16 protein-coding genes are annotated in these 13908 nt (G+C 70.7%); 7 read left to right on the forward strand and 9 right to left on the reverse strand.

The annotated features are described in order from the left end of the window. Window positions 1-163: 163 nt before the first annotated feature. Together greA and HNP73_RS02760 are read left to right on the forward strand one after the other, a co-directional pair. A complete protein-coding gene (greA, locus tag HNP73_RS02755; RefSeq protein WP_184146879.1) occupies window positions 164-634 on the forward strand; it encodes a transcription elongation factor GreA in 471 nt (156 codons plus the stop codon). 30 nt (window positions 635-664) lie between these two features. Continuing rightward, window positions 665-1714 carry a hypothetical protein gene (locus HNP73_RS02760; protein WP_184146881.1) on the forward strand — a complete coding sequence of 350 codons (1050 nt, stop codon included), beginning with the start codon at window positions 665-667 and terminating at the stop codon, window positions 1712-1714. On the opposite strand, the gene HNP73_RS02765 is transcribed toward HNP73_RS02760, so the two are convergent. The 6 genes from HNP73_RS02765 to HNP73_RS02790 all read right to left on the reverse strand — a co-directional run bounded on the left by HNP73_RS02765 (window position 1711) and on the right by HNP73_RS02790 (window position 7017). Continuing rightward, entirely contained in the window at window positions 1711-3684 is a 1974-nt protein-coding gene (locus tag HNP73_RS02765; RefSeq protein ID WP_184146883.1) for an ASKHA domain-containing protein, read from the reverse strand. The two genes, HNP73_RS02760 and HNP73_RS02765, sit on opposite strands and share 4 nt — an antisense overlap. 112 nt (window positions 3685-3796) lie before the next feature. Beyond that, window positions 3797-4105, reverse strand: coding sequence for a DUF167 domain-containing protein (locus HNP73_RS02770; protein WP_184146885.1), 309 nt, complete (start codon window positions 4103-4105; stop codon window positions 3797-3799). Further along, window positions 4102-5031, reverse strand: a complete 930-nt coding sequence (locus tag HNP73_RS02775; RefSeq protein WP_184146887.1) for a methyltetrahydrofolate cobalamin methyltransferase — start codon at window positions 5029-5031, stop codon at window positions 4102-4104. The genes HNP73_RS02770 and HNP73_RS02775 overlap by 4 nt, the downstream gene beginning before the upstream one ends. Beyond that, window positions 5028-5678: an HAD family hydrolase gene (locus tag HNP73_RS02780; protein WP_184146889.1), complete on the reverse strand. Its 651-nt coding sequence runs from the start codon at window positions 5676-5678 to the stop codon at window positions 5028-5030. The genes HNP73_RS02775 and HNP73_RS02780 overlap by 4 nt, the downstream gene beginning before the upstream one ends. 94 nt (window positions 5679-5772) lie before the next feature. Continuing rightward, window positions 5773-6687 carry a methylenetetrahydrofolate reductase gene (locus HNP73_RS02785; RefSeq protein WP_184146891.1) on the reverse strand — a complete coding sequence of 305 codons (915 nt, stop codon included), beginning with the start codon at window positions 6685-6687 and terminating at the stop codon, window positions 5773-5775. 21 nt (window positions 6688-6708) lie between these two features. After that, a complete protein-coding gene (locus HNP73_RS02790; RefSeq protein ID WP_184146893.1) occupies window positions 6709-7017 on the reverse strand; it encodes a virulence factor in 309 nt (102 codons plus the stop codon). A 123-nt stretch (window positions 7018-7140) separates the two neighbouring features. On the opposite strand from HNP73_RS02790, the gene metF reads away from it, so the two are divergent. The 4 genes from metF (at window position 7141) to HNP73_RS02810 (ending at window position 9562) form a co-directional block, all read left to right on the forward strand. Continuing rightward, the gene (gene metF, locus HNP73_RS02795; RefSeq protein ID WP_184146895.1) at window positions 7141-8031 is read left to right on the forward strand and encodes a methylenetetrahydrofolate reductase [NAD(P)H]; all 891 of its coding nucleotides are present in this window, start codon (window positions 7141-7143) and stop codon (window positions 8029-8031) included. A gap of 84 nt (window positions 8032-8115) precedes the next feature. Further along, window positions 8116-8862, forward strand: a complete 747-nt coding sequence (locus HNP73_RS02800) for an N-formylglutamate amidohydrolase (protein ID WP_184146897.1) — start codon at window positions 8116-8118, stop codon at window positions 8860-8862. Then, window positions 8859-9149: a DUF1244 domain-containing protein gene (locus HNP73_RS02805; RefSeq protein ID WP_184146898.1), complete on the forward strand. Its 291-nt coding sequence runs from the start codon at window positions 8859-8861 to the stop codon at window positions 9147-9149. Before HNP73_RS02800 ends, HNP73_RS02805 begins: the two co-directional genes overlap by 4 nt. Then, on the forward strand, window positions 9146-9562 hold the full coding sequence (locus HNP73_RS02810; RefSeq protein WP_184146900.1) for a secondary thiamine-phosphate synthase enzyme YjbQ: 417 nt from the start codon (window positions 9146-9148) through the stop codon (window positions 9560-9562). The genes HNP73_RS02805 and HNP73_RS02810 overlap by 4 nt, the downstream gene beginning before the upstream one ends. A gap of 66 nt (window positions 9563-9628) precedes the next feature. Here the strand turns inward: HNP73_RS02810 and HNP73_RS02815 are convergent, their stop codons facing one another. After that, window positions 9629-10405 carry an invasion associated locus B family protein gene (locus tag HNP73_RS02815; protein ID WP_184146902.1) on the reverse strand — a complete coding sequence of 259 codons (777 nt, stop codon included), beginning with the start codon at window positions 10403-10405 and terminating at the stop codon, window positions 9629-9631. 441 nt (window positions 10406-10846) lie between these two features. Between HNP73_RS02815 and HNP73_RS02820 the strand changes: the two genes are divergently transcribed. Further along, entirely contained in the window at window positions 10847-12373 is a 1527-nt protein-coding gene (locus HNP73_RS02820; protein WP_184146904.1) for a helicase HerA-like domain-containing protein, read from the forward strand. Window positions 12374-12425: 52 nt separating this feature from the next. Here the strand turns inward: HNP73_RS02820 and HNP73_RS02825 are convergent, their stop codons facing one another. Next, on the reverse strand, window positions 12426-13100 hold the full coding sequence (locus HNP73_RS02825) for a DUF1028 domain-containing protein (protein WP_184146906.1): 675 nt from the start codon (window positions 13098-13100) through the stop codon (window positions 12426-12428). Window positions 13101-13482: 382 nt separating this feature from the next. Further along, complete coding sequence (locus HNP73_RS02830) at window positions 13483-13899, reverse strand: RidA family protein (protein WP_184146908.1); 417 nt, start codon at window positions 13897-13899, stop codon at window positions 13483-13485. Window positions 13900-13908 lie beyond the last annotated feature (9 nt).

The raw sequence follows: 13908 nt of genomic DNA on the forward strand, positions 1-13908 counted from the left end.
TTCCCCTTGAGTCAAGGAAAGACGCCGTCTTGCGATCGTATGGGGGCGCCTCTATGGTGGCTCACCGCGGCCCGCTGTGGCCGCTCGAACAGGCCCGTGCGCAAGCACCGGCCTGTTCTCTTGCTATCTGGTGGCCGGGAGATCGGCCGCGACGGAGGACGGGATGGAAAAGATTCCCCTGACGGCCCGGGGCTTCGCAAAGCTCGACGCAGAGCTGAAGAAGCTGAAGTCCGTGGAGCGGCCGGCGATCATCGCGGCCATCGCCGAGGCGCGCGAACATGGCGACCTGAGCGAGAATGCCGAGTATCATTCGGCGCGCGAGAAGCAGAGTTTCATCGAGGGCCGGATCAAGGAGCTTGAGAACATCGTCGGCCGGTCCGAGGTGATCGACCCGAGCCGGCTCTCCGGTGCGATCAAGTTCGGCGCCACGGTGGTGCTGGTGGACGAGGACACCGACGAGGAAAAGACCTACCAGATCGTCGGCGAGCAGGAGGCCTCGATCGAGGAGGGCCTGCTCAACCTCAGGTCTCCCCTCGCCCGGGCGTTGATCGGCAAGGAAGAGGGCGAGAGCGTCGAGGTTCGGACGCCGGGCGGTGTCCGGTCCTACGAGATCCGGGCGGTCAACTTCGTCTGAGGCATTGAGCGACATGTGAGGCGGGGCGACATGGCGATCGGGGCAATTTTCAGCCGGCTCACACGGGGGGCACGCCGGTGGGCTGCGGCCGCGAGCCTGGTCTGGGTCGTGGTGGTGCTCGCCTACGGCATCGGCTTCCTGTCGGTGGCATCGGCGACCGAGACACGCGGCACGCTGTTTCTCGACGCGATGTTCTTCCTCATGGCGCTGGTTCTGCCGCTCGGGCTGATCTGGCTAGCCGCCTGGCTCGCGGAGGAGCTGAGGCGGCAGCGGGAGATCGTCACCGCGCTGGCCGAGGTGACGGCGCCGCTCGTCGCCGCGCTCGACGAAACCCGCGCAAGCCTCGCGCACCATGCCTCGCCCGAGGCGATCGCCCGGGCCGTGGGCTCGGCGGTCGGCGAGGCGGTGGCCGGGGCGCGGCCGGCCGATATGTCCCGGCCCCTGGGCGACCTCGTGGCCGGTCAGGCGCGGCTCGAGGCGGTGCTGGCCCGGCTGGCGGCGCCCGCCGGTGCTCCCGAGGCACGGCGAGAGCCCGCAGCCGCTGCCACCCCTGCCCCTGCCACTCCTTCCACCCCCGCTGCGCAGACCGCGCCCGACGGGGCGACGCCGGCCTTCACCTGGGAACAGCTGGTGCGCGCGCTCGACTTCCCCCGCGATGCCGGTGACCGCGAAGGCTTCCGGGCGCTCAAGGCGGCGCAGCAGCAGCCGAAGCTCGGCGAAACGCTGCAGGCGGCGGAGGACGTGCTGAACCTCCTGTCGCAGGAGGGCATCTTCGTCGACGAGCTGACCCTCGACGAAGTGGAGCCGAGTTCCTGGCGGCGGTTCATGGCCGGGGTGCGCGGCGCCAAGGTGGCCTCGATCGGCGGCATCACCGACCCGCAGGCGCTCGAGGTCGCGGGTCGCCTGCTGAAGCAGGACGCGGTGTTCCGCGACACGGCGATGTTCTTCCTGCGCCGGTTCGAGCGGGTGCTGGCGAACTATGCCAAGGACGCGGACGACCACGAACTGGTCGCCCTGGCCGGCACGCGCTCGGGCCGGGCCTTCATGATCCTCTCCCGATCCAGCGGCATCTTCGCCTAGCGGCGGCGCCGCCGGCCTTCGCCGCCCGTGTTGAACGACACCTCCGGCAGCGGCGGGAGGTGGGGGAACGCGGCCGTCGCGTGCGGGATGGCGTTCGCGGCGACGAAGTGCTCCTGAAAGCGCGGCTCGATCGCGGTCTCGACCTTGTGGATCGAGCCGACCAGCGCCTCGACCTCGCGGCGGGCGGCGACGTTCAGCAGCGCGATGCGCGCGCCGGTGCCGGCGGCATTGCCGGCGGAGGTGACGCGGGCAAGGTCGCAGTCGGGGATCATGCCGAGCACCATGGCGTGCCGGGGCGAGATATGCGCCCCGAAGGCTCCGGCGAGAACGACGCGGTCAACGGTGTCGGTGCCGAACTGATCCATGAGGAGCCGCGCCCCGGCGTAGAGTGCCGACTTCGCGAGCTGGATGGCGCGCACGTCGCCCTGGGTCACGAGGATGTCGCCGTGGAGCCGGTAGGCGTGGGTACGACCCTGCGCGACCATGCGGGGCGAGCCCGTCGCCTCGGCGGAGCCGATGAGGCCCGAGGCGTCGACGAGGCCCGCGAGGCGCATCTCGGCGATCACCTCGATGATGCCCGAGCCGCAGATGCCGGTGATCGCGGTGTCGGGCGGGAAGTCCGGGTCGTCGGACCATGCGTCGGTGCCGATGACGCGGAAGCGGGGCTCGCGCGTGACCGGATCGATCTCGACTCGCTCGATGGCGCCGGGGGCGGCGCGCTGGCCGGAGGAGATCTGCGCGCCCTCGAACGCCGGGCCGGTGGGCGAGGAGCACGCGAGGACGCGGGCGCGATTGCCAAGGAAGATCTCGGCGTTGGTGCCCACATCGACGACGAGCATCAGGTCGTCGGAGAGTTGCGGGCTCTCGGAGAGAGCGACGGCGGCCGCATCGGCGCCGACGTGGCCGGCGATGCAGGGCAGGAAGTAGAGCCGGGCGTCCGGGTGGAGCGTGAGGTCTATCTCCTCGGCCCAGAGGTGCAGCGCGTCGGCGGTGGCGAGCGCGAAGGGCGCCTGGCCGAGTTCGACCGGGTCGATGCCGAGGACGAGGTGGTGCATGACCGGGTTGCCGACGATGACCGCCTCGAAGATGAGCGCGCGCTCGATGCCGGCCTCCGCCGCCGCCTGCCCGGCAAGGGTGTTCAGGGCCTCCCGGACGGCCTTCGTCATCTCGGCGGCACCGTTCGGGTTCAGCATGGCGTAGCTGACGCGCGACATCAGGTCTTCGCCGAAGCGGATCTGCGGGTTCATCAGGCCGACGGAGGCCCGGACTTCACCGGTGGCGAGGTCGCAGAGATGGCCCGCGATGGTGGTGGAGCCCACGTCGATGGCGAGGCCGTAGATGCCGCCGTCGTAGTAGCCGGGCCAGACGTGGAGGATGCGGGCCTCGGGGCCGTCGCGGTGGACGGCGACGGTCACCTTCCAGTCGCCCTTGCGCAGGGCGGGTTGCAGCATCTGGAGGGTGCGGAGATCGCCCTTGGCGTCGGGGATGCCCCATTGCTCGGCAAGGGCGCGCTCCAGGCGTTGCAGGTCGCCCGAGGGCTCCTGCATGTCGGGCTCGCGGACCTCGACGTAGTGGAGCCGGGTGGCGGGGTCCATGGTGATGGCGCGGGCCTCGGCGCGCTTGCGGACGACCTGCCGGTGGACCTGGCTCTCCGGGGGGACGTCGATGATCGCGTCGGCGAGGATCTCGGCCTGACAGCCGAGCCGGCGGCCGGGGGCGAGGCCGCGGATGCGGTCGTAACGGTCCTCGACGGCGTTGCGGGGCGAGAGGGCGGCCTCGGTGGTGGTGAGCCCGTGCTTGGGGAAGGCGCCGAAGGCCGGGGCGACCTGGCATCGGGAGCAGATGCCCCGGCCGCCGCAGACCGAGTCGAGATCGACGCCGAGGGCCCGGGCGGCGGCAAGGACGGTGGTGCCGGGTGCGACGCGGCCGCGCTGGCCCGAGGGGGTGAAGATGACGAAGGGATCGGTCATGGGCACCCGCCGCGCGCCTGTTGCGCTATGATATCAAGTGACTGATTGCGCTTGGACTTCACCGCCGCGTCAACCGGCTCTTCATGAAGACGAACGCGCGCTCCCTGCCCCGTCATCCCGCGAGGGCCGCCAGCCGCGCGGCGAGACCGTCGCCCGCCACCCGCAGGCGCTTCACCCGGGCGCGCTCGCCCGCGATGAGCGTCACGGCGGAGCGCGGCACGGCAAGGGACTTCGCGAGGAACGCCACGAGCGCGTCGTTCGCCGCCCCCTCGACCGGCGGCGCCGCGACGCGGACCTTGAGAACCGGGTGGCCGTCCCAGTCGGCGATCCCCTCGACCTTCGCCGCCCCGCCGCGCGGGGTCAGTCGCACGGCAAGCTCGACGCCGTCCGAAGTCTCGCGCCAGGGCAGACCGTCGCTCATCCCCGGCGTCTCCGGCCCTCGCGGCGGCCGCGGGCGCCGGGTTCGGTTTCGCCTTCGGCCAGCGGCGGCTTGTTGGCGGCGATCCACGCGGATCCCCACGGGTCGGCGTTGATGAGCAGGTTCGCGGCGCGGATCGCCTCCATCTCCTGCGGGCGGACCGGGTTCATGATGGCGGAGGTCATGCCCGAGGCGATTGCCATGGGCAGGAAGGCGGCGTTGATGCCATGGCGGTTCGGCAGGCCGAAGGAAATGTTCGAGGCGCCGCAGGTGGTGTTGACGCCAAGCTCCTCGCGCAGGCGCCGCACGAGGGCGAAGACCTGCAACCCGGCGGTCGCCATGGCGCCGACCGGCATCACCAGCGGATCGACGATAATGTCATGCGCCGGAATGCCGAAGTCGGCGGCGCGCTCGACGATCTTCTTCGCCACCGCGAAGCGCACGTCCGGATCCTCGGAGATGCCGGTGTCGTCGTTGGAAATCGCCACCACGGGGACGTTGTATTTCTTCACCAGCGGCAGGACGCGCTCCAGCCGTTCCTCCTCGCCGGTGACGGAGTTGAGGAGCGGCCGACCGTGGGCGGCCTCGAGGCCGGCCTCAAGGGCGCCCGGGACACTCGAGTCGATGGAAAGCGGAACATCGACAAGAGCTTGCACGAGGTCGATCATCTGCCGCATCAGCGGCGGTTCGGTCTCGTTCGGGTTGGGGTTGGAGTTGTAGACCACGCCCGCGTTCACATCGAGCATGGTGGCGCCGCAGGCGACCTGTTCGAGGGCGTCCTTCTCGACGGTGGAGAAGTCGCCGGCCTCGAGCTCGGCGGCGAGCTTCTTGCGGCCGGTGGGGTTGATGCGTTCGCCGATCACGCAGAACGGCTGATCGAAGCCGATGACGACAGTCCGGGTGCGGGATTCGACGACGGTGCGGGTCATGGTGTGAGCGTCTCGAGGTAGGCCCAGAGGGCGGGGGCGGTGAAGTCGGGGATCGCCTCGTGGGCGCCCGCACCGGTCAGCTCGTCACGGGTGAGGCCGGACATGATGCCGAAGACGTGGGCGCCCGAGGCGCGGGCGGCGCGCAGGCCGGAGCGGGAGTCCTCGAAGGCGACCGAGCGCGACGGCGTGACGCCGAGGCGGCGCATCGCCTCCTGGTAGGGGTCGGGGTAGGGTTTTGCCCGGGCGCACTCGTCGCCGAGGATGACGGTCGGCAGGCGGTGCGCGAGGCTGGTCGCCGCGAGCATTGCGGCGGCGTTGTCGCGCGGCGCGTTGGTGACGACCGCGACGCCCGCGTCCTGTGCCTCGGCCCAGTCGAGGAGTTCGTGGATGCCGGGGATCGGGTCGACGCTGTCGGCGAGGCGCTCGCGGAACATCGCTTCCTTGCGGTCGAGGATGCTGATGTCCTCGCCCGGGAACATCCGCTCCAGCAGGTCGGGGTTGTGCAGGCCCATGATCGAGGTGCGGTATTCCTCGATCGTAAGCTCCCGCCCGCGCTCGGCGAGAAGGTCGGCGAAGGCGGCGTGGTGCAGGGGGTCGCTGTCGACGAGGGTGCCGTCGAGGTCGAAGAGCAGGGCGATGCGGGTCAAGCGTGGTCCTCCTGCTTGCCGTGGCGCGCGCGAAGGGCGGCGCCGGGGCTGTCGCGACGATCTAGCCGGAGGTCCGGGGGGCTGGGAAGCCGGATCAGGCCCGGCGGCGGGCGGCGGGGCGGGCGTTCGACACCCAGTCGGTGGTGGCGCCGATGCCGCCGAGCGGGAAGAAGTGCACGCGCTCGACCGGGAAATCCGGGTTCGCCGCCTTGTGGCGGGCGAGGTCCGCGAGGATCTCGGCGGGCTCGAACGGCAGCATCAGCTTCGTGAGGTCGGCGGCGCGGCGCTGGAGCACGCGCAGCGACGGACCGACGCCGCACATCATGGCGTACTTCAGCATGGTCTGGAGCTTCGCCGGGCCGGCGATGCCGATGTGGACGGGGAGCGTCAGGCCCGCGGCCCGCATCCGGTCGGTCCAGTCGATGATCGGCGCGGCCTCGAAGGCGAACTGGGTGACGATCGCCATGCGGGCGTCCGTCTCGCGCTGGAAGGCGTCCTTGCGGGCGAGCGCCGCCATGACGTTCGCCTCGCCGCCGTTGGGGTCGATGTCGCGGTTGCCTTCCGGGTGGCCGGCGACGTGCAGGCGGGTGAAGCCGGCGCGGTCGAAGAGGCCGGTCTCGAGGAGTTGCATCGCCTCGTGGAACGCGCCCGAGGGCCGGTCCATGCCGCCGGCGAGCACGAGCGCCCGGGTGACGCCCACGTCGGCATAGGCGGCGATGCGGCGCGCGAGCTCGGCCCGGTCGGCGATGCCGCGGGCCGGGAAGTGCGGCATGACGGCGAAGCCCTCGTCCGTCAGGCGGCGGGCGGTGGCGAGCATGTCCGCCATCGGCGTGCCGTCGATGTGGGCGAGATAGACGCGGGTCCCGGCGGGCAGGATCGCGCGGAAGTCGGCGATCTGCGACGCGGTGCGCGGCATGACCTCGATGGAGAAGTCCTCGATGAAGCCCGCCACGGCCAGCGGCGCGGCGGGCGCAGGTTTCCGGCGGACGAAATCGAGAATGCTCGCCATCGAGAACTCCGAAGCGGTGTGTCAGGTGCGGGGCGTGGCCCAGCCGTCGTTCTGGATCAGGGCCTTGATCACGTCCTGACTAAACTCTGCTTCGAGCCGGTCCGCTTCGCCGGAAGCGACATCTGCCGCGTCACCTTCGACAAGGTAGGGCTCTCCCTTGCGCCATTCGGCGAGGTAGGCATCCGAGTCGCTGGCGCCCGCGCGCATGGCGCAGCGGTCGATGGCGGTCTCGAAGCGCTCGGTCAGCGGCACCTTCGCGGCGCGCCGGCCAGCGCCGACAATGACTTGCGCGGGTATGTCGCGCCAGTAGACGATGGTTACCTCGGGCATCCCACCCCTCCCCGGTCGGTGTCCCGGCAGGCGCCGGGGCGTCCCGAGTTAGGCGTTGCCGGAGGCGAATTCCAGATGTATTCTTCGAGCCGCAAACTTCATTGTCGGTATGGACCGGTGCACATGGCGAACACGAGCAAGGCTCTTCCGAGCCTGTCTTTCGAATTCTTTCCTCCGCATACTCCCGAGGGCAGCCTGAGGCTGTGGCGATCCGTCGAGCGGCTGGCGCCGCTGGCGCCGCAATATGTGTCGGTGACCTATGGTGCAGGCGGCACCACGCGGGACCGCACCAACGTCGCGATCCAGACGATCATCGAGCGGGCGCGGCTCAATGTCGCGGGGCATCTCACCTGTGTCGGCGCGACGCGGGAGGAGACGCTGGACGTGGCGCGGGGCTACGCGCGGATGGGCGTGCGACGCATCGTGGCGCTTCGGGGCGATCCGCCCAAGGGCGAGACGACGTTCACGCCGCATCCCGATGGCTTCGCGTCCGCGGCGGAGCTCGTCGAGGGACTGAAGACGGTCGGCGACTTCGAGATCGCGGTTGGCGCCTACCCGGAGGCGCATCCCGAGGCGGTGAGCCTGTCGGCGGACATCGACAATCTCAAGCGCAAGATCGACGCCGGCGGGTCGGCGGCGATCACCCAGTTCTTCTTCGACAACGACGTCTTCCTGCGCTTCCGCGACGCCTGCGCGCGGGCGGGGATTTCGGCGCCGATCGTGCCGGGCATCCTGCCGGTGGAGAATTTCGGCAAGATGCTGAACTTCGCCGCGCGCTGTGGCGCTTCGGTGCCGGGCTGGATGCACAAGGCCTTCGGCAACGCCGAGACGCCGGAGGCTGCGTATCTGCTGTCGGTCGCGATCGCGTCGGAGCAGTGCACCGGGCTCGCGGCCGAGGGGGTCGGGCATCTGCATCTCTACACGCTGAACAATCCCGATCTCGCCTATGACGTCTGCCGGGCGATCGGCTATGTCGCGGCACCGCTCGCGGTCGCGGAGAGCGGCGCGGCCTGAGCGCCGCGGGCGCCCGGGGGGCGCTGGCGGGTGGCACCCGGTCGCGGGCTGGCCTAAGGTCGGCGCCGCGAGACGGGGATGCCGATGGACGAAGCGGTTTACGATCATGTGGCCGGTCAGCCGGGGAGCCGGGTGCTGCTCCTCTGCGACCATGCGAGCAACGCGGTGCCCTCGCTCATCGAGGGCGGGCTCGGGTTGTCCGAGGCCGAGATGGGCCGGCACATTGCCTATGACATCGGCGCGCGCGGCCTGACGCTCGGGCTCGCCCGGCGGCTCGGCGCGGAGGCGCTGCTCACCCGGTTCTCGCGGCTGGTGATCGACCCGAACCGGGGCGAGGACGACCCGACGCTGGTGATGCGGCTCTACGACGGCACGGTGGTGCCCGGGAACCGCCATCCCACGGCGGCGGAGGTGGAGCGGCGACTGACGCGGCTGCACCGGCCCTATCATGACGCGGTCGATGCCGCCCTCGACCGGGTGATCGCGGGCGGGCAAACCCCGGCGATCGTCTCGATCCACTCCTTTACCCCGCAGCTCAAGGGCCGGCCGCCGCGGCCCTGGCAGGTCGGCATCCTCTGGCACCGGGACGGGCGGCTGGCGCGGCCGCTGATGGCGAGGCTCAGGGCCGAGGGGCTTTGCGTCGGGGACAATGAGCCCTATTCCGGCGAGCTCGAGGGCGACACGCTGAGCCGGCATGGAACCAAGCGCGAGTTGCCCCATGTGCTGATCGAGGTCCGGCAGGACCTGATCGCGACGCCCGAGGGCGAAGAGGCCTGGGCGGCGCGGCTGGCGCCGGTCATTGGCGAGGTGATTGCGGAGGCGGGACCATGAGCGACAAGACCGAGGCGGAGCTGCGGACCGAGCTGGAGGCGGCGGCGTTCCGGGCGCTGCGCGACCATCTGCGAACGCACCCGGAGGTGCAGAACATCGACCTGATGGAGCTGGCCGGGTTCTGCCGCAACTGCCTGTCGCGCTGGTATCAGGAAGCGGCGGCGGAGCGCGGCGTCGGGATCGACAAGGCCGAGGCGCGCGAGATCGTGTACGGCATGCCCTATGACGAGTGGGTGGCGCGCCATCAGGAGGGGCCGAAGCGGTCGCTGCCGCCGGCGAGCGCTTGAGGCAGACGAGCTTCAGCGTCACCACAGCCGGCGCCGGGCTGGTCGAGATCACCGACGAGGTGGCGGACTGGGTGAGCGAGGGTGGCGAGGACGGGCTGCTGACCCTCTTCGTGCGGCACACGTCGTGCTCGCTCATCATTCAGGAGAACGCCGACCCCTCGGCGCGGCGCGACCTCGAGACCTTCCTCGCGCGGCTGGTGCCGCCTGCGGACGATCCGTCGCAGCGCTGGATGACGCACCGGAGCGAGGGGCCGGACGACATGCCCGCGCACATCAAGGCCGCGCTCCTGCCCGTGGCGCTGACGATACCGGTGGCGGCGGGGCGGATGCTGCTTGGCACCTGGCAGGGGCTCTGGCTCTGGGAGCATCGGAGCCGGCCGCATCGGCGCAGCATTGTGGCGCACCTCGGCTGAGGCGCGCCACGCAGTCTCGAATCTTCAGGGAGAGGCTGGCGCCGGGGCGCCAGCGGCAGGCCGCGCTCAGTTGCGCGGCAGCAGGTTCGGCAGCGGCTTTGCCGGCGCGGCCGGGGCCGAGCGGTCGGCGGGCGCGGCACCTGCCGGCGACGGCGGGGTTTCGAGCGAGTCGAACGCGGCGGTGAAGCCCTTGAGCGACACCGCGAGGCTGACGGGCTCCTCGGGGCGGTTCACGGAAACCAGCGAGAGCGTGACGGAGTTGCCGCGCTTCAGCGAGTCGATCGACTGCTGCGACAGGCCGAAGCGGGAGAAGCAGCCGACCTGGCTGCACCACGCGAACGGATAGGACCGCTTCTCGCCGCCATCGACCTGCAGGACGACGCCGGTGGTGAGCAGCGTGCCGAGCGGGCTCACGACGGTGGCGCCAGCGGCGGCCTCGGCGGAGGCCGGGAGCTTCAGAAGGCTCACCTCGGCGACCGGATTCTTGTCCTGATCGAGCGCGAGCTGGTAGAGGAAGCAGTCGTTGCCCTCCGGCGCGCAGCGCACCTGCCAGTCACCGAACGTCTCCTTGACGATCTCCATCGGCTCCTGCTGCGCGGGGTTGCCCGCGGCGGCATCGGGCGCCGGTGCTCCGGGAGCGGCCGGAGCGGTGGCCTCGGGCGTCTCAGGGGCCGCCGGCGTCGTCGGGGACGCGGGCGTTGCGCCGGGCGCGGGCGTTGCGGGCGCCTCGGCGGCCGGGGCGGGCGCTTCCTGCGCGAAGGCGGGCACCATGACCGTGAGGGCTAGCGCGCTCAGGGCTATTCCGGCCGAAGCGGCAATCAGGTGAGGGCGGAGGATCTGCATCGGCTGCTCGCATCCTTCTCTGTGCGTGGGGGCCGGAGTTGCATTCCCGGCGGCGCGTGTCAACGGCCCGGGGCCGGACTGGTGAGGAAGTGAACTTTGGTCGGTAGTCTTGAGAATGCGTAAAAGGGGCGCCGGGGGGCACCCCTCTTCCCGCTTCTGCGGCTTCCCTGTCGGACTGGCCCGCGAAATGGCCAAACGAACTGGACGGACGCTACGCCCGCGATGCAATCCGCGTCAAGCGGGGCTGCCAAGTGCCGCGCGTAAAATAAGAATGCGGGTGGGAAAAGGCCGCGGAGCCGAGGCTCCGCGGCAAGTCTCACCGAGGAAAGACGCGCCATGCCGACCGCAGGAGAGCAGACACCCGCGACAGGGCGTGTCGTTGCACTCTTGGGGACAATCATTAATATCCCGTCGATTTCGGAGCATGCGGGGACGCGACCAATGGCCGACGACGGCATTCTGGTGGGAGGCGGCGGCAAGGACTATGCCGAGCCGAAAGACCTCCTCCTCCGCTACGGCAACCGGCACGGGCTGGTGACCGGCGCGACGGGCACCGGCAAGACGGTGACCTTGCAGATACTGGCCGAGGGCCTGTCGGCCGCCGGGGTGCCGGTGGTGATCCAGGACGTCAAGGGTGATATCTCCGGGCTCTCCCGGCCCGGCGATCCGAACGGCAAGGCCGACGAGGCGCTGCACAAGCGGGCGGCGCAGATCGGCATGACCGATTTCGCGTACAGGCAGTACCCGGTGGTGTTCTGGGATCTGTTCGGCAAGGACGGCCATCCGGTGCGCGCCACGGTGAGCGAGATGGGGCCGCTGCTTCTCGCCCGGATGATGGAGCTTTCCGAGGCTCAGGAGGGGGTGCTCAACATCGCCTTCCGGGTTGCCGATGACCAGGGCCTGCTGCTGCTCGACCTGAAGGATCTGCAGGCTCTGCTGATCTGGCTGTCGGAGAATGCGGCGACGGTCGGCAAGACCTATGGCAACATCGCCGCCGCCTCGGTCGGGGCGATCCAGCGGGCGCTGCTGGTGCTGGAGAACCAGGGGGCGGCGGCCTTCCTCGGAGAGCCGGCGCTGGAGCTGAAGGACCTGATCGCGACCGACGGCGGCATGGGGCGGATCAACGTCCTGATGTCGGACAAGCTGATGCAGTCGCCCCGGCTCTACGCGATGTTCCTGCTCTGGCTCATGTCGGAGCTGTTCGAGCAGCTGCCGGAGGTGGGCGACCCGGACAAGCCGGTGCTGGTCTTCTTCTTCGACGAGGCGCACCTGCTCTTCAACGATTCGCCCAAGGCGTTGGTGGACAAGGTGGTGCAGGTGGTCCGCCTCATCCGCTCGAAAGGGGTGGGCGTCTATTTCTGCACCCAGAATCCGGACGACGTGCCGGGCGACGTGCTGGCGCAGCTCGGCAACCGGGTGCAGCACGCGCTGCGCGCGTTCACGCCGCGCGACGCGAAGGCGCTGAAGCAGGCGGCAGAGACGTTCCGGCCGAACCCGGAGTTCGACACCGAGACGGCGATCCGCGAGGTCGGCACCGGTGAGGCCGTGGTGTCGCTGCTCGAGGCCAAGGGCGTGCCGGCGATGGTGAGCCGCACGCTGATCCGCCCGCCCGAGTCGCGCATGGGCGCGATCAGCGCGGCGGAGCGGGCCGAGACGGTGGCCGGCTCGCCGGTCGCGGGCAAGTACGACACGGTGGTGGATCGCGAGTCGGCGCAGGAGCTGCTGGCGGCGCGGGCGGAGAAGGCGGCGAAGGAAGCCGCCATGGCCGAGGACATGCTGAAGCAGGCGAGCGCGCGCGATGCCGAGCTGAAGCAGGCGCGCCGCTATGAGCCGGCGCGGCGCACCAGCACGCGCGAGGAGCCGTCGCTGACCTCGGTGATCACCCGGGCGGCGGTGAAGCAGCTCTCGACACGGCAGGGTCAGGCGCTGGTCCGGGGCATCCTCGGGAGCCTCTTCAAGGGGCGCTGAGCGCGCCCCCTGCCCTATTCGTCGCCGGGGCGGGACGCTCGAGCCTCCCGCCCTATTCGTCGCCGGGAACGCCGTAGCTCGGGGCCACGCGCGGATCGAGGGCGCGGGTGACGTAGGCGTCGAGCTGTGGCTCGTAGAGCCGCCAGAGGCTGGCGAGTTCCGCCACCGGATCGCCTTCGGTCCAGTCGATGCGCAGGTCGGCGACGGGCCAGGCGACGTCCCGCACCAGTTTCATGCCGATCGAGTGGATGGGCCCGGCCTCGCCGCCGGCGTCGAGGCCGGCCTGCATCGCGGTGATGAGGCGGTCGCCGAGATGGCCGCTCGAGGCGGTGAAGGCCGCGGCCATGGCGGCGGGGACGCCGCTGTCGGCGAGCAGGTTGCCGCCGCAGGCGACATCGGGGCCGTTCGCCTCGGCAAAGGTGCCAAGCGCGTTCGGGCCGGAGTGGATGGCGCTCATGCCGGTGGCGTCGACCACGAGGATCTGGCGGTAGTCGGCGTGGGGCGCGGTGCGGCGGATGATCGCGACGGCCTCGGCGGCGCTGGCGCCGGACTGCATCAGGTCGAGGGCGCGGGGGCCGAGGGTCGGGTCGGTGATGTTCTGGCTCGCCACGGCACCGACGCCGGCGCGGGCATAGGCGCAGCGCGCGGCGACCGCGGGCGACGAGGACGCGACGGCGACGCCGAACATGCCGGTCTCGCGGCAGCGGGCGACGAGGGAGAAGGTCATCGGGCGGGGCCTCCGGGATGGGATGGTGATTTCAGGGTCGGCCGGGTGGGAGAATGCAGGAACCCGCCGCACCGGGTGGCGCGACGGGTCTCTGCGACCGAAGCGGGCGCAGGCCCGCGAGTCCCGGCCCGGGAAGCCGAAGCACCGCTTCTGCCGGGCCGTGGGCGCGGAGCGCGGGACGCGCGGCGGCCGACAGGGGTGAAGAAGATGTCTGCGGGAGCGTGCCAATCCGGCCGCGGCTGTCCCGGCGGGCGCGCCTGCGCGCCTGCCCCCGGGAGGACCAGTCGCGCACGGATTTGTCCCGGGACAAATCCGTCTTGCGGCACCGTCACGATCAGTGCCGGACCCGGGGATTGCTGCACGGTCGACCGGCCTGCCAGCCTCATGCGTCGGGGATGACCGCCGTTGCATCGATCTCCACCAGCCAATCCGGGCGGGCGAGCGCAGTCACGACCACGCCGGTCGAGACCGGATGCACGCCGCGGATGTACTCGCCCATTGTGCGGTAGACGGCTTCACGGTGGCGCACGTCGGTCAGGTAGACCACGACCTTGCAGAGGTGTTCCATCTGGCCGCCGGACTCCTCGATGAGCTGGCGGATGTTCTGCATGACCTTGTGGGTCTGCTCGACCGGGTCATGGCTCTCGATGTTCTTCGCGGTGTCGAGATCCTGCGGGCACTGGCCGCGCAGGAAGATCGTGGTGCCCCGCGCGACCACCGCCTGGCAGAGGTCGTTGTCGAGGTTCTGCTCGGGGTAGGTCTCGCGGGTGTTGAACTTGCGGATGCGGCTGTGAGCCATCGGGGAGGT

The organism is Amaricoccus macauensis, assembly GCF_014201905.1.
Lineage (GTDB): Bacteria > Pseudomonadota > Alphaproteobacteria > Rhodobacterales > Rhodobacteraceae > Amaricoccus > Amaricoccus macauensis.